This window comes from Salegentibacter sediminis (genome assembly GCF_002078605.1).
GTDB lineage: Bacteria > Bacteroidota > Bacteroidia > Flavobacteriales > Flavobacteriaceae > Salegentibacter > Salegentibacter sediminis.
The window spans coordinates 199,257-223,142 of record NZ_MSJR01000005.1; the positions used below are offsets into that span (position 1 = coordinate 199,257).

General features: G+C 40.3%; 26 protein-coding genes. 16 read left to right on the top strand and 10 right to left on the bottom strand.

What is annotated here, in order from left to right; translation table 11 throughout:
* Positions 1–80 precede the first annotated feature (80 nt).
* Positions 81–2,438: an outer membrane beta-barrel family protein gene (locus BUW93_RS09700; RefSeq protein WP_081211502.1), complete on the bottom strand. Its 2,358-nt coding sequence runs from the start codon at positions 2,436–2,438 to the stop codon at positions 81–83.
* 412 nt (positions 2,439–2,850) lie between these two features.
* Between BUW93_RS09700 and BUW93_RS09705 the strand changes: the two genes are divergently transcribed.
* Entirely contained in the window at positions 2,851–3,213 is a 363-nt protein-coding gene (locus BUW93_RS09705) for a CoA-binding protein (RefSeq protein WP_081211503.1), read from the top strand.
* On the opposite strand, the gene BUW93_RS09710 is transcribed toward BUW93_RS09705, so the two are convergent.
* Positions 3,184–4,629 carry a sodium:solute symporter gene (locus BUW93_RS09710; RefSeq protein WP_081211504.1) on the bottom strand — a complete coding sequence of 482 codons (1,446 nt, stop codon included), beginning with the start codon at positions 4,627–4,629 and terminating at the stop codon, positions 3,184–3,186. The two genes, BUW93_RS09705 and BUW93_RS09710, sit on opposite strands and share 30 nt — an antisense overlap.
* Before the next feature lie 94 nt (positions 4,630–4,723).
* On the opposite strand from BUW93_RS09710, the gene recR reads away from it, so the two are divergent.
* Positions 4,724–5,341 (top strand): recombination mediator RecR, encoded by a 618-nt coding sequence (gene recR / locus BUW93_RS09715; RefSeq protein ID WP_081211505.1) that lies wholly within the window; start codon positions 4,724–4,726, stop codon positions 5,339–5,341.
* A 200-nt stretch (positions 5,342–5,541) separates the two neighbouring features.
* The gene (locus BUW93_RS09720) at positions 5,542–6,873 is read left to right on the top strand and encodes a dihydrolipoamide acetyltransferase family protein (protein ID WP_081211506.1); all 1,332 of its coding nucleotides are present in this window, start codon (positions 5,542–5,544) and stop codon (positions 6,871–6,873) included.
* Positions 6,874–6,923: 50 nt separating this feature from the next.
* Here the strand turns inward: BUW93_RS09720 and BUW93_RS09725 are convergent, their stop codons facing one another.
* A complete protein-coding gene (locus tag BUW93_RS09725) occupies positions 6,924–7,340 on the bottom strand; it encodes a BLUF domain-containing protein (protein WP_081211507.1) in 417 nt (138 codons plus the stop codon).
* Between the two features lie 140 nt (positions 7,341–7,480).
* Here BUW93_RS09725 and BUW93_RS09730 point away from each other — a divergent pair, with 140 nt between their 5' ends.
* The 10 genes from BUW93_RS09730 to BUW93_RS09780 all read left to right on the top strand — a co-directional run bounded on the left by BUW93_RS09730 (position 7,481) and on the right by BUW93_RS09780 (position 14,435).
* Complete coding sequence (locus BUW93_RS09730) at positions 7,481–8,257, top strand: 3'-5' exonuclease (protein ID WP_081211508.1); 777 nt, start codon at positions 7,481–7,483, stop codon at positions 8,255–8,257.
* A 12-nt stretch (positions 8,258–8,269) separates the two neighbouring features.
* Positions 8,270–8,884 (top strand): fumarylacetoacetate hydrolase family protein, encoded by a 615-nt coding sequence (locus BUW93_RS09735; RefSeq protein ID WP_081211509.1) that lies wholly within the window; start codon positions 8,270–8,272, stop codon positions 8,882–8,884.
* A 4-nt stretch (positions 8,885–8,888) separates the two neighbouring features.
* Complete coding sequence (locus tag BUW93_RS09740) at positions 8,889–9,230, top strand: Hpt domain-containing protein (protein ID WP_081211510.1); 342 nt, start codon at positions 8,889–8,891, stop codon at positions 9,228–9,230.
* Positions 9,227–10,483 (top strand): competence/damage-inducible protein A, encoded by a 1,257-nt coding sequence (locus BUW93_RS09745; RefSeq protein WP_081211511.1) that lies wholly within the window; start codon positions 9,227–9,229, stop codon positions 10,481–10,483. Before BUW93_RS09740 ends, BUW93_RS09745 begins: the two co-directional genes overlap by 4 nt.
* A 261-nt stretch (positions 10,484–10,744) precedes the next feature.
* Positions 10,745–10,984, top strand: a complete 240-nt coding sequence (gene rpmB, locus BUW93_RS09750) for a 50S ribosomal protein L28 (protein ID WP_081211512.1) — start codon at positions 10,745–10,747, stop codon at positions 10,982–10,984.
* Between the two features lie 24 nt (positions 10,985–11,008).
* Positions 11,009–11,191, top strand: coding sequence for a 50S ribosomal protein L33 (gene rpmG / locus BUW93_RS09755; RefSeq protein ID WP_081211513.1), 183 nt, complete (start codon positions 11,009–11,011; stop codon positions 11,189–11,191).
* Between the two features lie 8 nt (positions 11,192–11,199).
* A complete protein-coding gene (locus BUW93_RS09760) occupies positions 11,200–11,352 on the top strand; it encodes a DUF4295 domain-containing protein (RefSeq protein WP_081211514.1) in 153 nt (50 codons plus the stop codon).
* A gap of 209 nt (positions 11,353–11,561) precedes the next feature.
* Positions 11,562–12,515, top strand: a complete 954-nt coding sequence (gene ftsY / locus BUW93_RS09770) for a signal recognition particle-docking protein FtsY (RefSeq protein ID WP_081211516.1) — start codon at positions 11,562–11,564, stop codon at positions 12,513–12,515.
* Between the two features lie 10 nt (positions 12,516–12,525).
* On the top strand, positions 12,526–14,157 hold the full coding sequence (locus BUW93_RS09775) for an amidase family protein (RefSeq protein WP_081211517.1): 1,632 nt from the start codon (positions 12,526–12,528) through the stop codon (positions 14,155–14,157).
* Positions 14,157–14,435 (top strand): hypothetical protein, encoded by a 279-nt coding sequence (locus BUW93_RS09780; RefSeq protein WP_081211518.1) that lies wholly within the window; start codon positions 14,157–14,159, stop codon positions 14,433–14,435. The genes BUW93_RS09775 and BUW93_RS09780 overlap by 1 nt, the downstream gene beginning before the upstream one ends.
* A gap of 42 nt (positions 14,436–14,477) precedes the next feature.
* Here the strand turns inward: BUW93_RS09780 and BUW93_RS14930 are convergent, their stop codons facing one another.
* Complete coding sequence (locus BUW93_RS14930; RefSeq protein WP_157893309.1) at positions 14,478–14,618, bottom strand: hypothetical protein; 141 nt, start codon at positions 14,616–14,618, stop codon at positions 14,478–14,480.
* 314 nt (positions 14,619–14,932) lie between these two features.
* The gene (locus tag BUW93_RS14935) at positions 14,933–15,094 is read right to left on the bottom strand and encodes a hypothetical protein (RefSeq protein WP_157893310.1); all 162 of its coding nucleotides are present in this window, start codon (positions 15,092–15,094) and stop codon (positions 14,933–14,935) included.
* A gap of 333 nt (positions 15,095–15,427) precedes the next feature.
* Here BUW93_RS14935 and BUW93_RS09785 point away from each other — a divergent pair, with 333 nt between their 5' ends.
* Positions 15,428–16,288 (top strand): aminotransferase class IV, encoded by an 861-nt coding sequence (locus BUW93_RS09785; RefSeq protein WP_081211519.1) that lies wholly within the window; start codon positions 15,428–15,430, stop codon positions 16,286–16,288.
* A 77-nt stretch (positions 16,289–16,365) separates the two neighbouring features.
* Here the strand turns inward: BUW93_RS09785 and BUW93_RS09790 are convergent, their stop codons facing one another.
* Entirely contained in the window at positions 16,366–17,820 is a 1,455-nt protein-coding gene (locus BUW93_RS09790; RefSeq protein WP_081211520.1) for an MltF family protein, read from the bottom strand.
* A 378-nt stretch (positions 17,821–18,198) separates the two neighbouring features.
* Between BUW93_RS09790 and BUW93_RS09795 the strand changes: the two genes are divergently transcribed.
* Together BUW93_RS09795 and BUW93_RS09800 are read left to right on the top strand one after the other, a co-directional pair.
* Positions 18,199–18,858, top strand: a complete 660-nt coding sequence (locus tag BUW93_RS09795) for a hypothetical protein (RefSeq protein ID WP_081211521.1) — start codon at positions 18,199–18,201, stop codon at positions 18,856–18,858.
* 77 nt (positions 18,859–18,935) lie between these two features.
* Entirely contained in the window at positions 18,936–19,907 is a 972-nt protein-coding gene (locus BUW93_RS09800) for an Acg family FMN-binding oxidoreductase (RefSeq protein ID WP_081211522.1), read from the top strand.
* A 105-nt stretch (positions 19,908–20,012) separates the two neighbouring features.
* Here BUW93_RS09800 and BUW93_RS09805 read toward each other — a convergent pair whose 3' ends face one another.
* The 4 genes from BUW93_RS09805 to BUW93_RS09820 all read right to left on the bottom strand — a co-directional run bounded on the left by BUW93_RS09805 (position 20,013) and on the right by BUW93_RS09820 (position 23,757).
* Positions 20,013–21,017, bottom strand: a complete 1,005-nt coding sequence (locus tag BUW93_RS09805) for a TlpA disulfide reductase family protein (RefSeq protein WP_081211523.1) — start codon at positions 21,015–21,017, stop codon at positions 20,013–20,015.
* 195 nt (positions 21,018–21,212) lie between these two features.
* On the bottom strand, positions 21,213–21,977 hold the full coding sequence (locus BUW93_RS09810) for a DUF6090 family protein (protein WP_232778340.1): 765 nt from the start codon (positions 21,975–21,977) through the stop codon (positions 21,213–21,215).
* Positions 21,978–21,981: 4 nt separating this feature from the next.
* The gene (locus BUW93_RS09815; RefSeq protein WP_081211524.1) at positions 21,982–22,605 is read right to left on the bottom strand and encodes a DUF4386 domain-containing protein; all 624 of its coding nucleotides are present in this window, start codon (positions 22,603–22,605) and stop codon (positions 21,982–21,984) included.
* A 114-nt stretch (positions 22,606–22,719) separates the two neighbouring features.
* Entirely contained in the window at positions 22,720–23,757 is a 1,038-nt protein-coding gene (locus BUW93_RS09820; protein ID WP_081211525.1) for a serine hydrolase domain-containing protein, read from the bottom strand.
* Positions 23,758–23,886: the final 129 nt, after the last annotated feature.

A 23,886-nucleotide genomic window follows, 5' to 3' on the forward strand; every position in this document is an offset into this window, starting at 1 on the left:
TTGGCCTATAAATAAAAAAAGGCCCGGCTATTTCCCCGGGGCCTTTTCAAACTAACCAACTTAACTAAAAAATGAAATTTTTAGAAAACCCCGCCGCCCTTGGCCTGGTTGTCATCTCTCTGTTTTCTTTGCAAAGCTTTATTTTTTCCGCCCCCAAAGCGATAGGAGAAACCTAAATACACAGTTTGTGATTCTCCTTTAAACCTGCCTTCCTGTGGCATAGGCCTGCCGTTAATGAAACTGAATTCCTGGGTGTTAAAGATGTCATTGAAATTCAGGCTCAGGCTGGCTTTATCCTCCCAAAAGGAATAGCGACCTCCCGCATTCATGAAATACATGGGTTCCATATCCATTTGCAGGTTCTTGCTTTTTCCACGGTAAAATCCGAAAAGTTGAAAACTTAAGTGCTCCGAAGCTTTGAAATTATGGCTACTTCTTGCGGTAAATGCCGTGTTATCCATTTCAAGGTAGTCGGTGCCTACTAATCCTTTTAGTTGTTGACTGTAAACTTCGAAACTGGAATTAGTGCTCCACCATTTGGTGAATTTGTAATTGGTAGATAATTCCAGCCCATAAGAATTGTTATCTTCAAGGTTTGCAAAAGAAAGCAGCAGGGATCCCGGGTCGTTAGGATCTTCCACAAAAACCTGACTTATTTCGTCGTTGATATTTCTGAAGAATATTCCTGCGCTTATACTACCCTTTGTTTCAAATTTCCTGGTGTAATTAAATTCCAGGGAATTGGTGAATTGAGGTTGTAGATCGGGGTTACCAGATACTGTTAATCTCGGGCTGCTTACTTCCCGTATGGGGTTTACCTGGGAGAAGCCTGGCCGGTCTACCCTGCGGCTATAACTTAGCTGATAGGTGTTCTTTTCTCCGGGAGTATAAGTGATAGATCCTGAAGGATACAGGTTTAAATAATCATCGGTAAAAACTTCTTCTCCATTATAAATAGCATTTACCTTAAAATTCTCCAGCCTGGCTCCAAGTTGATAGGACCATTTTTCAAAATTCTGGCCATAGGTGGTGTAAAAACTGTAAATGTCTCTTTTAAACTGATAGGTGGCATTGTTCATCTCCACATTTGTTGTGGTAAAGGCATTATCGGTATCGAGGATTCTTGCTTCAGCCCCCATTTCCAGCTTGCTGTGTTCATTTAAAGGATTCTCATAATCCAGGTTTAGCGTGAGGTTCTCCCTTTTATTCTTTACATGATCCCGATATGCTGCCAGGTTTCCGGTGTTTCCGTCAAAGGTGAAACTGGAATTTTCATCTTCATCAAAGTAGTTGTAATTGCTCTCCAAAAGAATCTTGTGTCCCTCATCATTGAACTTATGGTCGAAAACGAAATTATAGGTAGAATTCTGATTTTCGAAATACAGATCCAGGTTTTGGGTAAGATTGTTTTCCGGGTTATTGGGATAGAGGAGCTGAAGTGCCCCTTTCGGCCCACCCTCAAAAGGGTTTTGATTAGTATAAAAGGAGAAGGTGTTCCTGTCGTTTAGATAAAAATCGACACCCACTTTAAAGAGCAGGGAACGTCTCTTGAAATCCAGATCAAAGTTCTGGCGGTAATTATCTTCGGTGAGGTAAATGCGGCCAAAATTAAAACGTTCTCCCCATTGTGCGCCAAAATTTCCGAAAAAATTGAATTTGCCTTTACGGTAATTTAAGTCAAGAGAACTATTATAGCGGGTATTCTCTCCAATGGTCACCCCAGCGTCCAGATTTCCGTTGAAGCCGTCTTTGGCATTCTTATGCAAAACGATATTGATGATCCCGCTCATGCCTTCAGGATTATGTTTTGCTGAAGGATTGGTGATGAGTTCAATGCTTTTGATGGAGGTAGAAGGGATCTGCCTTAGCAGCTGCGCCGCATCCATATTGGTAGGACGCCCGTCAATTAAAATCTTCACATTGGAATTTCCCCTGAGTGCGATATTTCCGTTTTGGTCTACACTTACTGAAGGGATATTATTCATAATATCAGATGCGCTGGCACCCGTGGTGGTTAGGTCTTTCCCAACATTGATCACCTTTCGGTCTACGCGTTGTTCAATGGTGGTTCTTTCAGCAACCACGGTGACCCCGTCCAGCATAGCAACATCAGGCTTCAGATAGATCTTCCCTATGTTAATGTTGGAATTTCTACTGTTGATGTCTATTTCCCGGTTGAAGGTTTTATACCCCATAAATTGCACCTGGAGCATATATTTTCCTGCTGGAAGTTTTTCTATGACAAAACTGCCATCTCCGTCCGAGGTGTTTCCCGAGATAAGATTCCCTTCCATATCATTTATTACTACCGTGGCATAAGGAATGGGTTCCTTTAATTCCTCGTCTATGACCTCCCCGGTAATATTTCCGAAGACTTCGTTGTTTGCCAGGGAAATGGCGGATGAAAAAAGGGCGATGATTAAAAATAACTGTTTCATTTTTTGATTGATTTTGATGATTAGTATTTATTAGATGATACCTTGTTATGCATATTAATTATAAATTTGTTTCCCTGAATTAGTCTCCTTATGCTAACTATTCAAAAGGGATTGTCTCTCTAATTCTTATAGGTTTATGTATAACAATGTACTTTGCAATACATAATAAAAGACCATAAAATTTCGCAATTTATTAAAAGCCTTCACTATAAAAGACGCAGGAAATTCTGGAATGTTACACTTTTTTTTTAAAAAATAAACCCATACCGGTAATTTGGTATGGGTTAAGGAAAAATCCCCTGGTCCCAACACTAACCATCACATTATACCGGGATATCGGGGAGGTCTCCTGTTTAAAAGACAATACCATAATTTTCTTGTTACACTTAAGCAGAAAATTTACTTTTGTTATATGAAAAAGAAAACTTTAGTTATAGGCGCTTCCTTAAAAGCCTCCCGTTATTCTAATATTGCCATAAAGCGCCTGGTCCATCACGATCAGCCTACAGTTGCAATTGGTTTGCGCGAAGGAGAGGTAGAAGGTGTAAGAATAGAGAAAGATAAACCTCCGTTTGAAGATATAGATACGGTGACTTTATACTTAAGTCCTCCACGCCAACCTGAATATTATGATTATATTCTCTCCTTAAATCCGGAAAGAGTAATCTTTAACCCCGGCACAGAGAATCCGGAATTCTATGAGATTCTGAAGAAAAACCATATTGAAGTAGAGCCGGCCTGTACTTTAGTGATGCTTTCTACGAATCAATACTAAGCCCAGGAAGCTTAAGGCTCCATTTAATATCAGGATAAAAAACCCGAATTCGAATCCGAACCAGTTAAGGCTGTTAAGGCTTATTAAATACGATAGGATCGGGGCCATGATCGCTACTACAGGCACAAGTTTATCTTTTATTTTCCAATTCGTAAAGAGGCCCAAACTATAGAGACCCAGTAAGGGGCCATAAGTGTAACCGGCAAATTCAAAGAGTTTATTGATCACGCTTTTGTCGGCGATGGCATATTTAAAGATCAGCATTACAAGGATCATCAGGATAGAGATCACAATGTGTATCTGTTTTCTAATTCTTATTTGTTTCTTCTCGTTGTAATACTTTTCGATTTCCAGTATATCTATACTAAATGACGTGGTGAGCGCGGTTAGAGTACCATCGGCACTGGAATAGGCTGCAGCGATCAATCCCAGCACAAAGAGTATGGCAACGCCCATCCCAAGTTCTCCACTGGTAGCAATTGCAGGAAAAAGGTCATCTTTTATGGCGTCTATCCCGTTAAGATCGGCGTATTGGGTGAGAAGCACCCCGAGAATTAAAAAGAGCATATTTACTATAGTGAGTACAATGGTAAAGGAGAACATGTTTTTTTGCGCATCTTTCAAGTTCCTGCAGGTGAGGTTTTTCTGCATCATATCCTGGTCGAGCCCGGTCATTACTATGGCTATAAAAGCTCCGCTAACAAATTGCTTAATAAAATGATGACTGCTTTTCCAATCCTCAAAAAAGAAAATTTGGGTCAACCCGGTATCCGAAAGATAATTGATCATTCCAGCCCCTGAGACTCCTAGTTCTTCTGAAAGCACCACCAGGGTAATTCCCAGGGCCAGGAGCATAAACAAGGTTTGTAGCGTATCTGTCCATACCACTGTTTTAATTCCGCTTCTGAAAGTGTATAGCCAGATAAGAAATATGGTCACCGTGACCGTTGCATAGTACGGAATTCCCAGTCCGTCAAATAGTATAAGCTGCAAAACATTAGCTACCAGAAAAAGCCGGAAACTCGACCCTACAATCCTGGAAAGCAAAAAGAATGAAGCCCCGGTTTTATACGAATATTTTCCGAAGCGGGAGTCCAGGTAGGTATAGATAGAGGTGAGGTTGAGGCGGTAATATAGAGGCAGCAACACCAAGCCTATCACGGCATAACCCACAGTATATCCCAACACCACCTGAAAATAACTAAAACTATCAGTAGTAACGGTTCCGGGAAGAGAAATAAAGGTCACTCCGCTCAGGGAGGCTCCAATCATCCCAAAGGCTACGATATACCAGGGCGATTGCCGGTTTGCCCTGAAGAATTCAGCATTACTGCCGGCGCGACTGGAAAAAAAAGAAATTAAAAACAAGACACCGAAATAGGCGGCAATCAGGAGCAAGATTTGGTAAGGCTGCATAAAATTTTTTTCTGAAAAGGCGAATTTACAAATTCAGGTTAAACTTGGGAGTTTTCGGCTAAAATTCGTCCGGTAAAAATCTTAACTTCGCGCTATGGATTTTTCATCAAAATTGCTGGAGCAGGCTGTAGACGAAATGTCTCAATTACCGGGTATTGGGAAACGTACCGCCCTTAGGCTGGTTTTGCATCTCCTGAAGCAACCGGAAACACAAACCCAAAACCTGGCTTCTGCCTTAACAAAACTACGCGGCGAGATTAAACTCTGTAAAAATTGTTTTAATATCAGTGACACCGAACTTTGTGATATCTGTGCCAATCCTGCCAGGAATGAGGAGCTCGTTTGTGTGGTAGAAGACATACGCGATGTGATGGCCATTGAGAACACCGGGCAATATCGGGGGCATTATCACGTCCTGGGAGGGAAAATAAGCCCTATGGATGGGGTGGGGCCCTCGCAACTTAATATTCATCCACTCATAGAAAAAGTGAAGGCAGGGAAAGTTGAGGAGATTATTTTTGCACTTAGCAGTACCCTGGAAGGAGATACCACAAACTTTTATATTTTCAAGCAGCTGGAAGGTACTAATATTAAAACCTCTACCATTGCCCGCGGAATTTCGGTAGGAGATGAGCTGGAGTATGCCGATGAGGTGACTTTGGGCAGAAGCATCGCCAATCGGGTACCCTTTGAAAGCTCTCTTAAAGGCTAATAAAAGTGCCTGCTTCGTTTTTTTTCGGGTAAAAATTTAGTTTCAGCCTTTGAAATTGTAAATTTACCCGAATCTCGATGTACCATTAACTTCAAAAAATCATCGCTAAAATCAAGTTTTATTGATTTTTTAATATTTAAATGGAGTAATTTTGGTAAATTCGCAAATACAAATCAAAAAATTAGCGTTCTAATATAGATATGGCAAAATTCGAACTTAAGCTACCCAAGATGGGGGAAAGTGTTGCCGAGGCAACCATTACAAGTTGGTTAAAAGAGGTGGGAGACACCATTGATGCCGATGAACCTGTGCTGGAAATAGCAACCGACAAAGTTGATAGTGAAGTCCCAAGTGAAGTGGAAGGGAAATTAATAGAAAAACTCTTCGATATTGATGATGTGGTGCAGGTGGGGCAGACTATAGCTATTATTGAAACAGATGCTGAAATCTCAGCAGGTGATGATGAGCTTGAAATGGACCTCGATGGAGAAGACTCTGAAGATGCGCTCACCGAAGAGGTGGAAGCCAGCGTGGAGTCAGCAAAGGCAACTGCAGGGAGTGAAGATTTTTCAGATTCTGATCGTTTTTATTCTCCGCTGGTAAAAAATATCGCCAGGGAAGAAGGAATTAGCTTCGACGAACTGGAAAATCTCGAAGGAACAGGCAAAGATGGTCGCGTAACCAAAGATGATATCTTAGCTTATGTGAAGGCCAGGAAAGAACAGCCTGCTCAGCCAAAACAGGCTCAGCCTAAAGCAAAACCAATAGATACCGGTAAACTTGAAGGTGCGATGACAGGGGAGGAAACCCCTATGCCTTCCGGCGAAGATGAAATTATTGAAATGAGCCGAATGGGTAAGATGATTGCTCACCACATGGTTCAAAGTAACCAAACCTCGGCGCACGTTCAATCTTTTATAGAAGTTGATGTAACCAAAATCTGGAACTGGAGAAATAAACATAAAGCTGAGTTCGCTAAAAGAGAAGGTGAAAAATTAACCTTCACCCCAATCTTTATGGAAGCCGTAGCTAAAGCAATACGCGATTTCCCGATGATCAATATCTCTGTGGATGGGGATAAGATCATCAAAAAGAAAAATATTAACCTAGGGATGGCAGCTGCCCTTCCCGATGGGAATCTTATTGTACCGGTTATCAAAAATGCCGACAGGCTTAACCTTGTAGGAATGGCCAAGGCGGTGAACGATCTTGCAGGGCGTGCCCGTCAAAACAAATTGAAACCGGATGAGATTCAGGGAGGTACTTATACTGTTACCAATGTAGGGACTTTTGGCAGTGTAATGGGAACTCCAATTATCAACCAGCCACAGGTTGGAATCCTTGCACTTGGTGCAATTAGAAAAATGCCTGCTGTAATTGAGACTCCCGAAGGAGACTTTATAGGGATAAGGTATAAAATGTTCTTATCGCACAGCTACGATCACCGCGTGGTAAATGGAGCCCTGGGTGGACAGTTCGTACAACGCGTAGCTCAATACCTGGAAAGCTTTGATAGCGACAGGGCTATTTAGAAATTATAGTACTCAAAAAAAAAAGCTGCAATTGATTTTGCGGCTTTTTTTTATAGATTTTTAATAAAGGACTTGAGCAACTGCAAGGCCGGGTGATTTTTATCTATTGCTTCTGAAAAAAGAACCTGCCGGTTCAGGTTTTTATACCCGGTTATTTCCCTGGCTTCTTCAGGCTTAAGTCTTTCAAAAGCCATCGACCAGTCTGCGAAGCTTCTGGTTTCAGAATGTCCATAATCCAGGATCAGGATTTCCTGGTGCCTTTTGTCTTTTGATATTTTTTCGAATAAGCGGGTGATAGCCCCTTCTTCTCCTTCCAGATATTGAATGAACAAACCTTCATAACAAATCAGCATGCCGGTAATACCGGCCGCCTCATTGCTTGATCTGGCCTGGAATAGCATTTTTTCCAGGGCAGCTTCGGTTAAAGAATGAGATTGCTTACTAACGTAAGAGAGATATTTTAACACTGTTAAAAAGTTTCAGAACTATTCAAAGATATAAAATCCCTTTTTGAAAATCATTTCCGGAGAATAAGGAGTTCTTCTCTGTGTTTCCGGCTAATGCAACCGGCTAAATTATGGTATATTTGCTCAAAAGAAGCTTTCCTATGGAATTAAACTTAACCAAACCTATATGTTTTTTTGATCTTGAAGCCACCGGAACAAATCTGGCAAAAGATCGTATTGTTGAAATCGCCATTTTAAAGATATTTCCCAATGGCAATAAAGAAAGTAAAACCTGGCTGGTAAATCCTGAGATTAAAATTCCGGAGGAAGTTATCGCCATTCATGGAATTTCCAATGAAAAGGTGGCCGATGAGCCAACGTTTAAGGAGTTGTCTTTCAGAATTTACGAAATGATAAGAGGCTGCGACCTTGCCGGCTATAATTCTAACCGTTTTGATATTCCCCTCCTGGTGGAAGAGCTATTACGGGCAGGGATAGACTTTGATATGAAGAATGTTGTTGCGGTAGATGTACAAACAATTTTTCATAAAAAAGAACAACGAACCCTGTCTGCAGCCTACCAGTTTTACTGCGGAAAAAATCTTGAAGATGCTCATACCGCTGAAGCCGATACCAATGCAACCTATGAAGTGCTGAAATCTCAGTTGGAGCGGTATGAAGATCTTGAAAACGACATAAAGTACCTCGCGGATTATTCAGCAAGAAAACGCTTTGCCGATTTTGCAGGCTTTGTGGTATACGATAAAAAAGGGGAGGAAGTATTTGGTTTTGGAAAGTTTAAAGGAAAGAATGTAGCAGAGGTTTTGGAAAAAGAACCGGGTTATTATGGCTGGATCCAGAATGCCGATTTTCCGCTGTACACCAAAAGAGTGCTAACGGCGATTAAACTAAGAAAACTCAACACCAAAATTAAGTAGAAGTCTCCTGCTATGAAGATTATTTGTATAGGTAGAAATTATACCGAACACATTGCCGAACTTGAAAATGAAAAACCCGAAGATCCGGTTATCTTTCTGAAACCAGATACGGCCATTCTGCTTAAAAAACAGCCCTTTTTTATTCCTGATTTTTCTCAAGAGGTACATTATGAGGTTGAGGTTTTAGTGAAGATCAAAAAAGTGGGAAAACATATTCAGTCTAAATTCGCTCATAAATATTATGATGAGATCGGTTTGGGAATAGATTTTACTGCCCGGGATCTTCAGAAGAAATTGAAAGAGAAAGGCTTGCCCTGGGAAAAAGCAAAGTCCTTTGACGGGGCAGCCGTAATTGGAGAAAAATGGATATCCAAAAAATCGTTTCCCGATATAAATAATATTAACTTTAGTCTTTTGAAAGACCAGAAGAAGGTGCAGCAAGGCAATACCTCTCATATGTTGTGGAAAATCGATGAGTTGATTGCTTATGTCTCAGAGTTTTTCACCCTCAAGATAGGGGACGTTATTTTTACAGGAACTCCTGCGGGAGTAGGGAAAGTTGAAGTCAACAATAGGTTGACTGGATTTTTAGAAAAGGAAAAAATGTTTTCAATCAATATTAAATAGCGATATGAGCAGTTACAATTTAGAGGGCGTAGAAGAGATGGCTGGGGGTGACAAGGAATTCATGAAAGTGGTGGTACAGACTTTTTTAGAAGAAATTCCGCCGGATGTAGAGGCGATGAATGAAGCTATTTCTAACGGTAATTCTACCCTGGCATACCAGTATGCCCATAAGATGAAACCTAACCTGCAATTGTTCGGTCTCGAGCTTATGAATGAGGTGAAAGTGATAGAAAGCTGGGCGAAAACAGGGAGGAAGAAGGATGAAGTTCCACAAGCGGCAGCGAAGATCACCAAAAAAGTGAAGGTGGCGGGTATCGCCCTAAAAAGAGATTTTGAACTCGAATGAAGGCAGAGATAATAACCATTGGCGACGAGATATTAATAGGCCAGATTATAGATACCAATTCGGCTTTTCTCGCGGCAGAGTTAAATAAGATTGGGATTGCCGTACACCAGATCTCGAGTATAGAAGATAAAAGCTCCCATATTCTTACCGCCTTGCAGGAGGCTTCTCAAAGGGCCGAAATTGTGCTCATAACCGGGGGGTTAGGTCCCACCAGGGATGATGTTACCAAATCCAGCCTCTGTAACTATTTTGAAGATGAGCTTACCGAAAATAAAGTGGTGCTGCAGCATATAGAACAGCTCTTTGAAAAATATATTGAAACTCCAATTTCTGATCTAAACCGAAGGCAGGCCCTGGTGCCTGGTAAGGCCGAGGTGCTTTTCAATAAATACGGTACCGCGCCGGGGATGTTATTTCGCAAAGATGGGGTGATGTATATCTCGCTGCCGGGTGTTCCCTTTGAAATGAAGGAGCTGGTTAAGAATGAGGTGCTGCCCAGGTTACAACAGGAATTCAAGCGTCCGGTGATTCTTCATAAAACCGCGATTACTTATGGCCTTGGTGAGAGTGCCATTGCCGAGAAAATATCAGATTGGGAGGATGAGCTTCCTGAAAATATTAAATGTGCTTACCTGCCAAATTTTGGAAAGGTAAGGATAAGGCTTACCGCCATTGGAGATAATGAGCAGCACCTCCAAAACTCTATTGATGGTCTGCTCACCGACCTGCATCAGTTGATTGGGGATATTATTGTGGGCTATGAAGACGATGAACCGGTAGAGATACAAATAGGCAGATTGCTTTCATCGGCCAGGCAAACCATCGCTACCGCCGAGAGCTGTACCGCCGGCCGTGTCGCTAATTTGCTGGCTTCTCCACCTGGAGCCTCGGTATATTATAAAGGCAGTGTGGTGAGTTATGCTACCGAAATAAAAAAAGAAATACTCAAGATTCCTGCAGAATTAATAGAAAAATATAGCGTGGTTAGTGCAGAGGTAGCCGAAGCCATGGCAAAGAATGCACGCTCACTTCTTAAGACCGATTTTGCTGTTTCCACTACCGGAAATGCAGGTCCCTCAAAAGGAGATAGCGATGCAGAGATCGGCACTGTTTTTATTGGCATTGCCACCCCTGAAGCCGTATATTCCAAAAAATTCATCTTTGGAAATCACCGTGAGAAAGTGATCGGGAAAACCGTACATAAAAGTTTAGAGCTTATTTTAAGTGAAATTCTTAAATTTGCAAAAACATAATTTTTTCAGGCTTCCAGATGCATTCTGCCGTTTTTTAGGCAAGGATGAGGCACCTGAAAGCAAATATTTTGCTTAACACCTGTGAATTAAGGGGGTAGCTTTTTGAATGAAGCCTTAAAAACAGAGGGATGGAAGGAGCCGAAATTCAGAAGAAGAAAAAAATAAAGTCCACGAAATATTTTTAAAAAATGAGTTGGCGATTAGGTAAAAAAATCGTTAATTTGCAGCCTGTTTTGAAATAACAAGATAAAGAATAGAACAATGTCAAGAGTTTGTGAACTTACGGGAAAAAAGGCGATGGTAGGAAACAATGTTTCTCACGCGATGAATAAAACCAAGCGTAAATTTAACGCCAATCTGGTTAAAAAACGTTTTTTTATTCCTGAAGAAGACAGATGGGTAACTTTAAAGGTTTCTACTTCTGCACTTAAAGATATTAATAAAAAAGGCATCTCTGCTGTAATGAAAGAGGCAAGGGAGAAAGGCTTTTTCAAGAAATAATCCCGGGCATAAAAACATAGAACAATGGCAAAGAAAGGCAACAGAGTACAGGTAATTTTAGAGTGTACAGAGCATAAGGAGTCTGGGCAACCAGGAACTTCAAGATACATCACTACCAAGAATAAAAAGAATACACCGGATAGAATGGAGCTGAAGAAATTCAACCCTATTCTTAAAAAAATGACGGTTCACAAAGAGATAAAATAATTTGAGTCATGGCAAAGAAATCAGTAGCATCTATACAAACAGGGTCTAAAAGATTGACCAAAGCGATAAAAATGGTTAAATCTCCAAAAACCGGTGCCTACACCTTTGTAGAAGCAATTATGGCTCCGGAAGACGTGAACGACTTTTTAAAGAAAAAGTAATTTAGTACTTTAGTACAAAGACATTATAAAAAGCCGTCTGGATTAGCTCCGGGCGGCTTTCTTTATTTAAAACATTTTTATACCGGAAATTCAGGTTCCCATTTTCTGTATCGGCAGGCTGGGGTATGAGAACCCATTTATGTATATTTACACTTATTATTGCTGAATTTCTCTTGCCGGAAATTCCTTTTTTTAAACCAAACCAAAAAATGAGCTTATTCAAAAAAATATTTTCCAAGGATAAGAAAGAAAACCTGGATAAAGGCCTCGAAAAAACCAAATCCAGCTTCTTTGATAAAATGAGTAAGGCTGTTGCCGGAAAATCTAAAGTAGATGATGAAGTTTTAGATGACCTGGAAGATGTGCTGGTAAGTAGCGACGTTGGAGTTGCAACTACAATTAAAATCATTAATCGCATAGAAGAAAGAGTAGCCCGGGATAAATATCTGGGCACTGATGAGCTTAACAAGATCCTGCGGGAAGAGATCGCTGCCCTTATGGCTGAAACCGAAGCCGGAGAAGCTGCGAATATCCAGTTGCCTGATGTGAAACCCTATGTGATCATGGTGGTAGGTGTAAATGGCGTTGGTAAAACCACTACCATAGGAAAACTGGCGCATCAGTTTAAAAGCGCCGGAAAAAAAGTGGTGCTTGGAGCTGCCGATACTTTTCGGGCTGCAGCTATAGACCAGTTACAGATCTGGGCTGATCGCACCGATGTTCCTATTATAAAACAAAAAATGGGAAGTGATCCTGCTTCTGTAGCTTTTGATACCGTGCAAAGCGCCGTTAAAATGGATGCCGATGTGGTACTTATCGATACCGCCGGGCGCCTGCACAACAAGGTGAATCTCATGAACGAGCTTAGCAAGGTGAAACGGGTGATGCAAAAGGTGATCCCCAATGCTCCACACGAAGTGCTCCTGGTTTTAGACGGCTCTACCGGCCAGAATGCCTTTGAGCAGGCTAAACAATTTACAGCGGCTACCGAGGTGACTTCTCTGGCTGTAACCAAGCTTGACGGTACCGCCAAAGGTGGTGTGGTCATCGGTATTAGCGACCAGTTTAAAATCCCGGTAAAATATATTGGTGTGGGCGAAGGCTTGGAAGACCTCCAGGTTTTCAATAAATACGAATTCGTCGATTCCTTCTTTAAACAATAAAAGCCCTCTTATGAAAAAACTTATACTCCTGCTTAGCCTCCCGTTGTTTATTGCCTGTGGCGATAAAGAAACCGAAAATGAAACTTCAGAGAATGTCAATGACACGCTTACGCAACCGGAAGAGATGGAGTATAAGGTCCTGGACTCAGAATTTATTCTATTGGATTCCCTTTGGGCGCCATTCGAGCAGGAGCTCAGGGAGTTTGCCGGAAGCAGGTATTCTGAATTAAAAGGAAAGCTTCTGGAAGCCGATATTCCCGCCATTCAGGAGCAGATCAAAAATGGAGAGCTTTCCTACGAAGAGCTGGTTTTATTCTATCTGCATCGTATCAAAAAATACGACCGGGAAAACGAACTTTCCCTGAACTCGGTTATTTCCCTGAACAAAGATATTCTGAAAGAAGCCCGGGCAAAAGATGAGGCTTTGAAAGACGGCGGCGACCGTCATCCGATCTTTGGAATTCCGGTTCTGTTGAAAGATAATATTAATGCTGAAATTGCTTCGACTACCGCAGGTGCTGTGGCATTGCAAAATAATAAAACCCAGGATGCTTACATCGTAGAGCAGTTGCAGAAGAATGGTGCCCTTATTTTAGGAAAAGCAAACCTAAGTGAATGGGCGTATTTCTTTTGTGGCGAATGCCCAAGTGGATATTCGGCTATTGGGGGGCAAACCCTTAATCCTTACGGGCGAAAGATATTTGATACCGGCGGTTCCAGCTCCGGAAGTGCCGTTGCCGTGGCTGCTAATTTAGCACCCGTGGCTGTAGGCTCTGAAACTTCAGGTTCTATCCTGTCGCCATCCAGCCAAAATTCCCTGGTAGGACTAAAACCTACTATTGGGCTGCTAAGCCGCGGTGGGATCGTTCCTATTTCTGGAACGCTTGATACGCCGGGACCGATCACCAAATCGGTGATAGACAACGCGATTCTGTTATCGGCTATGGCGGGGAAAGATGAAACCGATCCTGCTTCTGAAGGATTCGCAGCTCCTGTGCAGGATTACTACAGCGCTCTGGAAAATGCAAGCCTAAAGGGAAAACGCTTTGGCGCGATTAAAGGATTGATGGACGACTCGCTGTATGTTCAGGCCGTAGAAGATCTTAGGAAAGCAGGGGCCGAAGTGGTGGAATATGAAGCCGAAGAAGTTCAGCTCCCTAATTTTGTTAGACTCCTGAACCTGGATATGAAGACCGATCTCCCCGAATATTTTGACAAATACGGAGGAAACACCGGTTTTTCTTCCGTAGAAGATCTCGTAAAATTTAATATCGAAGATTCAACTTTAAGAATGCCCTATGGCCAGGCTTTATTTGAAGGTATCCTCCAGGATTCGGCTTCCAAAGAAGATTTTGCCGCTATAAAAGATACCCTAAGCCGCAATGGGAAACAGTTTTTTGATGTGCCTATGAAGGAGCACGATCTTGATGCCGTGCTTTCCATAAATAATTATCATGCAGGCTTCGCCGCGGTAGCCAAATACCCTGCGATTACCGTGCCTATGGGTTTTGCTGAAGACGGCGCGCCAAAAGGGCTAACGATAATCACTGCCCCCCACGGGGAGCAGGACCTGCTAAACTGGGCTGCGGCTTACGAAAAGCAATCTAAGAGACGTAAAGCCCCCGAAAATTACACCGACTAATGCGAAGTAATTATCTCTCGCTCATCTCGAAGATTATTTTCTTTTACAGCATTTTTTATGTGGTGATGAAACTTATCGCCGCCCTGGGTGGAAATGCTTCCTATGCCAATTTAATCCTGGCTTTGCCTTATCTTGTTTTTGGCGTAATTGGCTGGGTGATGGTCAAAAAGAATAGCTACAACTGGGCCTACGTGATCGCAGGAGCGATTCTCATCAGTCTGGTGCGGTATTTTGAACAGGATTGGATGATTGCCATTGAAAATTATTTCGGAGGTTAAGAGCCGGAGGTTAAATAGGTACTTTATTCCGTTCCGATAGCTTTAGGGATGACCCGGAATCTCCTCCTGCCTGGTTTTATTTTTGGATGTTTTTGAATCACTCGAATGAGACCCTGAATCAAGTTCAGGGGGACGCCAGACCAAAGAAGCAATCGTCATTCCGGGCGTGACCTGGAATCTCATCCTGATTGATTTTGTTTTTGAGATGTTTCCGACTTACTCGAATGAGACCCTGAATCGAGTTCAAGGTGACGGTAGGTATTTCAAACGTCATTCCGGGTGTGACCCGGAATCCCATCCTGCTTGATTTTGTTTTTGAGATGTTTCCGACTCACTCGAATGAGACCCTGAATCAAGTTCAGGGGGACGCCAGACCAAAGAAGCAATCGTCATTCCGGGCGTGACCTGGAATCTCATCCTGATTGATTTTGTTTTTGAGATGTTTCCGACTTACTCGAATGAGACCCTGAATCGAGTTCAGGGTGACGGTAGGTATTTCAAACGTCATTCCGGGTGTGACCCGGAATCCCATCCTGCCGGTTCTCCGTTTTGGATTCTGAAGTTCTCGGTTGCTCACTCAGGTGAGACCCTGAATCAAGTTCAGGGGGACGCCAGACCAAAGAAGCAATCGTCATTCCGGGCGTGACCCGGAATCTCATCTGCTTGATTTTGTTTTTGAGATGTTTCCGACTTACTCGAATGAGACCCTGAATCAAGTTCAGGGTGACGCCAGACCAAAGAAGCAATCGTCATTCCGGGCGTGACCCGGAATCTCATCCTGATTGATTTTGTTTTTGAGATGTTTCCGACTCACTCGAATGAGACCCTGAATCAAGTTTAGGGTGACTCGAGACTTCATTAGGTTTCCCATCCAGATCTTCCAGGCTCAATCATTGGAGACGGATTAACCTGCTTATCGCGAAAAAACATTTTCTTTTTAAGCTGATTTTCCGGGTATTTTCCGATTTTTACTTCAACAAAAACCTACTCTTGTGAAAACTAAAAAATCCTACCCCCAGGAAGTTTACCTGAATGGCAGCTGGCTTAAGCCGGAAAAGGCTCAGGTTTCTGTATTTGACCGTGGCTTTATGTTGGGCGATGGGATCTATGAGGTGAGTCCGTTTTATAAGGGGAAGGCTTTTAAGCTTCAGGAACACCTGCAGCGGCTTCAGTATTGCCTGGATGAGATAGGCCTTGATTTTGATGCTTTCTCTTTAGAAGAGATCATTTATGAAGCTATAGAACGCGCAAAACTTTCTGATGAAGATTGCGCGGTGTATATGCAGGTAAGCAGGGGAACGGCTCCCAGAAGCCACTTCGTCCCCGAAAAGATTGAAGCTACAATTTTGCTGTATGCCTTCCCCGTTACTTTAGAAGGCTTTGAAAAAAAGACCTGGGACGTGATGGCTACGGAAGATAAGCGCTGGCATCGTTGTGATATTAAATCTACCGCCCTTTTGGCCAATGTAATGGCCAACGAAGAAGCCATCGCTGCCGGTTTCGCTGAAAACCTGCTGGTACGCAAAGGATATTTTACCGAAGGTTCCCACTCCAGCCTCTTTTTTATAAAATACGGAGTGGTGCATACCCATCCCGAAGGTCCCGAGATCCTCTCGGGCATTACCCGGGCCGAAGTGATTAAAATCTGCAACGACTTAGGAATCAAAGTGCGGGAAAAAGCCGTTCATATTGACGAACTGGTGGAAGTAGAAGAAATTTTTGTTACCGGCACCACCACGCAAATTATACCCGTAAGTTCCATTACCCACAATAACAAAAAGGTTTATAGCGCCAGCAAAGACAGCATTACCAAAAAATTACAACAGGTTTTTATAGAACGCACCAGAAGCTAGGCTTTTAAAAGACTTGCCAGGCCTTTGTTCTTTGTGAAAATAGGTAGAATGAGTCACGACCAGCTTTAAAATGGGATTTATTCTTCAATAAATTTTTTATAGTGCTCGTAGCGTAAAAATATATCCCTTACATAATTGTATGGCTCTCTTCCTCTCACAAAACCGTGTCTAACCACATCATCCAGGTAGTATTTCTTATCCTTTAATTTCAGTATATATTCTTCTACATTTTCATCCCATACATGCGGGTTCCTGCCATTTTTTTCTGCCAGGCGCATAGCATCATATACATGACCTGCCCCACAGTTGAAGGCGGCTAAAGTGAACTTTATTTTTTGGATTGAGTCTTTTACAACTTCAAAATTATCACGCATCCTGTCTAAGTATTTTACGCCTCCTGCTACATTTTGTTCCGGGTTGTGATTGTTGCTCACGCCAACTTCTTTGGCCGTAGCCGGCATTAGTTGTATTAGTCCGGTTGCTCCTGCCCAGGATTCTGCTTTAGGGTCAAACCTGGATTCCTGGTAAATCTGGGAAGAAAGAAAACGCCAATCCCATCCTATTTCAGAAGCATTTGCTTTAATAATATCGTCGTACTTACTAATCTTATTGCTGTTTTTACTGTAGAAATCGCTTTTAATCCTACTTCTATTAGATCTGGTGTTTTTAAAGTACTTATTGTAAATCACATAGTAATCGTCTGACTTTTTCTCTTTTTCAATCCATTTGTTTATCGCCTTGAGCAGCTGGGGAGAATTCTGTCTTACCGCCCAGGCTATGCGTTGTGAGAAGGAAACCCTGGTGTCGATATTTAGAATAGGGTAGTAGGTTTTATTGATAGCCGCAATATTGTGATCTGCAACGGTTCTTTCAATTTCACCATCCACTACCATTTTAATTATTTCATCTGTAGTAACATTTCCGTTAATATGTGCTATCGGAATGTCAGCACCAATCTCATTCTCTAAGTTTTTAATTCTTTCAGCATAAGATGAATTTTCTCTAACCCACACGGTATCGTTGCTTAATTCAAGCGTGTTTGAAATCAGCTGTTTATCGATCTTGTAGCCGGGGAGGGAGCGCCAATTGTCAGGCATTCGCTGTACCAAAGCCTGGTGGGTTACGTAGTGGTTTTCTGTAAAACTCACCAATTTTTTTCTGGGCTCAGTGATGGTTAAACCATAAGCAATTAAATCGCCTTCACCCTTGTTCAGCATCTCAAATAGGTCATCGATATCTTCAGCGATTGTGATTTTAAGCTCTAAGCCTAAGTTTTTGGCCAGGCGCGATAACAACTCATATTCAAAGCCCATGGGCATTCCTTTATACAGGAAATAACTCGTGGAATTGTATATGCTTATCGCATGTAGCACCCCATCTTTCTTTATAGCCTCCAGATCTCTGGAAATTTTATAAGGTTTAGGGACTTGTTGGGTTCCAGCCAGGCCATCCCCGGAGCCATTATCTCCTTGAGAACAAGCTGCAAAAATTATAAAAACAACTATGAAAAGAGCGCTTCTTTTTAACTTCATAGCCTTCAAAATACAAATAAATAGGGGAGTTGCGGAAAATTTTGTTAAATAATAAAATATTTGACACTTGTTTAAGGCCGGGCTTTTTCCTGGTTTTAAATCTGTATCAGCAAATTCCCTATGTGATTTTTTAAGCAGTAAAGCCTAAAGATTACTCCCTGGTCCCCGATTCTACTTCTGATTAAAAGATTAACTAAAATCCAGCTAAATACCTGCTTAATAGATTTTTATGCTGAGATATATCATTTTTAAAATAGTTGATGCATCATATTTTTAATAAAAAATTTGTTACAAACTAAATCATTTCAAAATGGGGCATCTGTCCCTATCCTGAGTCTGCGGTTATGGGAGTTCTATGTTTTTTAATAATACACCACGATGAAGAAAATCTACAACATAGGTTTTATAGCCGGGATGCTTGCATTTACGGCAAACGTATTTTTTATAATTGCTCAAATCCTGCAACTTTTGGGTTTGCTTAGCTATCCTTATGATGAAATTTCAATCTACGGATTTTCTCTCTGTATCGTGATTCCGTTTTTATTAGAGATCTTAGCGCTTCATTATGTTACACCTAAGCAGAAAAAATTCTGGAGCCACGCTGCGCTTATCTTCACGGTGATCTACGCGATTTTTGTTACTGCAAATTACGTGGTGCAGCTCGCCACGGTTATTCCTTTTACCTTACAGGGCCGGGCCGACCAAATTGAAGTGCTCGTACAGTATCCACATTCCCTGTTTTGGAATTTTGATGCTATAGGTTACATCGCTATGGGGATAGCTTCTTTTTTCGTGCTTCCTCTCTTTAAAAAGCAAAGATTCGACAAGTGGGTTCGGGCTGCATTTTTGGCAAATGTACTGGTCACACCACTCATCGCGTTTGTGTATTTCTACCCAAATTTTTCTGAAAAAATATTACTACTTGGCATCCCCTGGATAATTACCGCTCCATTAATGATGCTTTTACTGGCGCTACGTTTCAGGAAACAAAAAATAAAACATTTTGGAAACCAACAAAGAATGAAACAAAGCAAATAAAACCAGTGGCGGACTTAAATCAGAGCCTTGTTTCTACCAAAAAGTAAGAATTAAATAACTCCTTTAAATTTGAAATTATGAAAACTCCGGAGCACATAAATGAAATCATCGAATACGGAACCAAAGCACCTTCCGGCCATAATACTCAGCCCTGGAAGTTTTTAGTTAAGGAAAATGAGATCCATATATACCCTGATTTTGACAGAGAATTACCCATTGTAGATCCAGATAATCACGCTTTATACATTAGCCTGGGATGCGCTGCAGAAAATATGCTTTTAGCAGCAAAACATTTTGGGTATGATTGTACAATTAATCTTGTAACAGACGATAAAGACATATTCATTAAACTATCCTTGAGAAAAAGAGGATCTATAGAGAAGGATAATTTGTTCGACTATATTCACATCAGACAATCCACCCGGAATTTATATACGAATGATAAAGTTTCTTCCTCACATATAGCAGCCCTAAAGGAATCCTTCAATTTTAAAGGCATTGAAATTTTAATGTTTACCACTGCTGAAGAAATTGAAAAATTAGAAGCATTTATTATTGAAGGGAGTAACAGGCAGTTTCAAAATAAGGATTTTGTTAAGGAACTTGTCTCCTGGATTCGTTTTTCCAAAAAGGAGGTAGCACAAAAAAGAGACGGGATATGGCAGGCGAGTATGGGAATGCCGGAAGTTGGGAGAACATTGGGCAATATCATTATGAAAAATTTTGTTTCCGCAAGCAGTGAGGCAAAGCGATGGAAAAAACAAATAGAGGCTTCTGCAGGTTTTGCTTTATTTACAGTCGAAAAAAATGATTTGGCTCATTGGGTTTTGCTGGGAAGAGCTTTTCAGCGTTTTGGCTTAACAGCCACCCAATTAAATATTAGCCATGCCCACGTAAATATGCCTTGTGAAGAAATACAGGTTCGAAATAAAATGGCAAAACAATTTGAGCTCACAGGGCATCCCTTGCTATTGATACGTTTTGGATACTCTAAAAAGATGCCCTATTCCTACAGGCGGCCTTTGGCCGATGTTGTGGAAACTACTTAATACGGATGCCGGCTTAAGCCCTGGTTTGTTGAACAGGTTAATTATTTTCTTTCTAGGGATGCCGCCTATTCGCATTATGTGCTGTGTGAACTGTGAAAGTGAAAATTATTTAAGATGTTCTTTGATTTCCTTCTCTAAGTCATCTCCTCTAAGGTTCCTCGCAACTATCTCTCCATTTTTATCGATTAAAAAGTTAGTTGGAGTGGAATGAATTCCATAGCCACTAAAGATCTTTCCATTCCAGTTGTCCAAATTACTTAGTTGAGGCCAGGTTAAATTATCTTCTTTAATTGCTTCTATCCAATTAGATTTCTTAACATCATTTGAAACGCTAATTATTTCGAATCCTTTAGGATGATATTTTGAATATACCTGAGTCAATTTTTTATTCATACCTCTACTGTGGCTACAAGATGAAGACCAAAATTGAAGTAGAGTTAATTGTCCTTTAAGTTCGGAAATTTTTTTTTCGATACCCATAGGGTTTGGTGCACTAAAATCATTATATTTTTCTCCAAGATCGGGAATATCTTTATCTAAATCATTTTTGATCTTCTGTCCAATAGAGGATACTTGAACATCTCTTGAAAGTTTTGAAAAATATTCTCCGATTTCATTCTGGCTCCATCGTTGGTTGCCATCCAGGATATAAGCGCTAAGTACAGAATTGGGATTTAGATTAATAAACTTCTTTTCTCTTAGCTTCAAAGAGTCCTTAGGAGTAGATTTTACATTAGCATAAACTGTTTGCTGCATCTTTGTAGACAAATTTTGAGTTTCTGAACCGGTGACTTTCGCATTTATAAACGTATTCTTTGTGGCATTAAAAGTCATAGGGTTCTTTTCAAGCCATAAATCTTTGAAGTTCTTGCGATCTTTTGTGAAGATCATTACATATAAAACAGGTTCCGGTAAATTTGTATTTAATAAAAATTCATTGTCTTTAACCAGTGCTGAATCTATATTCCCTCCGTTAACAAGATCTCTTAAATAAAGGTAAGTTCCATCTTTAATACCAGAGGTTTTTCCTGATAATGAAAAGTCGTTCTTCTGAGCCAAAACAACATTAAAGCTTATTAAGCTTAGTAGAATTAATTTTTTTGAAATCATAAATTATTTGGAATTTGATTTAAAGCTAATAAAATTATCTGGAGCATTGTCTACATGGTTCCCGGATAATGCAAGTGGCGGGTTTTATGGATGCAGATTTGTGGACTGGGTTATTTTCTTGCCTGATTTCTAAAATTACACTTTTTAAGTGATAAGCCTTAGATGCGATGAGCCGTTGGGGTGCGACGTTTTTTATTATTCTATTTCTTTTCTAATCAAATGCAAAATAGTGTCCAGATCATCCATTATGGGATTATAATGTGCGTGTTCTGTCGCATAACTAGTGAAAATAAACATCAGAATATTGTTTTCAAATTCTGTGGAATTTAATAAATGTAAGTTGCTAACCTCATTTTTACTTTTTGGTAAACCAATCTGACTATATACTCTTGTTTGTCCTAAAATTGTTCTAAGACTGCTTTTATCTGTTCTAAACATGTCCAGTACCTTTTCTCGTTGAACGCTTAATTCCTTCTCCTGTCTTGAAACATCTTCCATGGTAGACAGCCAGTTAGTCAATTGTTTTCTTAGTTCGGTATTGGAGAGGTTTTTGAGATTACCGGAATTAATCATTTCATTCAAGAGTGAATTATTTGGATTAAATGCGATATCACTAGAAAAGGTATTATAAAGAAGACTTGAAAAGGCTGTTTCAGTTGGAGTTTCATTCTTGTAGGTAATAAATTCTAATATTTTTTTAGAGTTATTAGAATTGCTTTTATTTACTGCAATCAATTCTTTTAACTTCGATCTACTGGTTTCAAATTCTTGTTCCAGGCCAAGTAAATATGTTTGTTCATAATTATTGTTTATTCGATTTTGATTAGCATTGTTGATCGCCAGGGCAATTAAAATCCCAATAACCACCAGGATGATCTCTCCCAGCGCATAGAATAAGTATTTGGTAAACCTTTTCTCTGTTAGTAAACTTAGCCTGATCTTTCTGAAAATCTTTATCATCTGTCTAAATTTCGGCGGTACTCTTACCTCCTTTTAAAATAAGCCATATAGCAAATGACATTTCGCCTAAAATGCTTGGAATAGCTACAAGTATCAAAAATATCGATTGATAATCACTATAATTTGAAATTAAAAAATGTGCAGAAGTATCAAGGATATACATAATTCCCGCAATCATAAGGAAAAGTGCAATAACTAAAGGTTTCCTGATAATTATGCCTAAAAGGATCAGGTGTATCCCAAAAAAGAATAAACCAATTAGCCAGATTGTGTTGAAAATATCAACCTGTCCAAGAATTTCCGCTTCTGTGGTTGATTTTATTGCAAATGGGAGCGCAAATATGGCTACACCCATAATGGCCGCGTGCATCATCCTGAAAGATATGCTTAAACCGGTCCAGGGATTTTCTTGATATAACTTATAAAGTCCCCAGGCCACCACCACATCAAACACCACAGTAATCAGAAATGCCAGGATGCCAAATCTGACTAATAAAGCATTATTCTGAAGGGTTGCCATAGGCGATTCGCGTAGAGCTTCAAGAACAAAAAAATTAGCAAATATGGCAGCAAAAAATATTATCCAATAACTTACGCCCGTAATTATTGATAAGGTTCTTGGTTGCATTTAAACATGTTAATTTTTAGTGATTCATTAGGTATAGCAACGGGAAATGGGGCGTTAAGCTACTGTATTGTAGTTGTTTGCCAATAAAATTAATATATTTTTTTAAATTTTCGACTATTCTTTTTTACTAACTATTTTTAGGATTCGATTATACATTATTTCGGATAAGTTCCAGTTGTAACCCTCGAAGTTAACCGTGTTTGTAAATTGTATAATTACAGCATCAATATCCTTATGATATTTAGCAATAGTTTGATATCCTGGTATTAAGCCAGTATGCTCATACTTATAAATGGAAGAATATATCTCTTGTTCCTTCTTATTTCTAAAAGCGGAACCATCATTTAAGGCTCGAATAAATTTGCTTAGATCTTCTGCGGTCGCAAGCATTGAGCCTACATTATCCGTTTTTAAATCCTTATCATAGCCCACATAGTAACCGCTCATCACATTATTTATGTTTACATCCTGAATTGATCTAAAGGTATGTTTTAGGTTCAAAGGATCTATAATCTCTTTTTGAATATATTCGAATTTATCATATCCAAGAACCCGGTTCATTATTCTTCCAAGCAGTAGGTAATTGGTATTGGAATATTCATAATCTTCATTGGGTTTAAAGTTGGCAGGTTTATCCAAAACCAAGGCAAGTTGTTCATCTGCAGTTTCTTTAGGAACAGCCCAATACATATAGGTATCGGTAAAGTTGGGAATACCACTTCTATGCTGTACCAACATTCGTAAAGTGATTTTATCAGCATATTCTATTCTCCCTTTTAATTCTGGTAAATAATCTGAGAGTGTTTTCTCCAATGATAACTTTCCATCATTCACCAGCTTCGCAACAGCTAAGGCATTATACAACTTACCTACACTAGCAATTTTAAATAATGAATTTGGGTCGGCGGGGGTTTTATTTTCCCTGTTTTTATAGCCCGAAGTATAAAATTCTGATTGATTCCCTTTTTTGTTGATACAAACAATTATACCATCAAATCCGTAATCCTCCGCTTTATTTACTTGTTTCTGAATGGAATCAGGTAACGGAGCTATCCAGGCTTTTACTATAGGCCAGGGCACAAAGTATAGGGAAACAATTGTTGCGGCGAACAATAGTATTCTAAGTATTACAGTCCTGGTTTTCCTTTCCATAGTATTTCGGCACCTATTAATAATTAGCTAAAACTGTCTTGGTTATCCCCGGTTGGAGTAGTAGAGGACATGCGGCTCGGTTGGCTTAATTTTAGTTTGTTGGTAAATTTAATTATTTTCTCTCTAAGT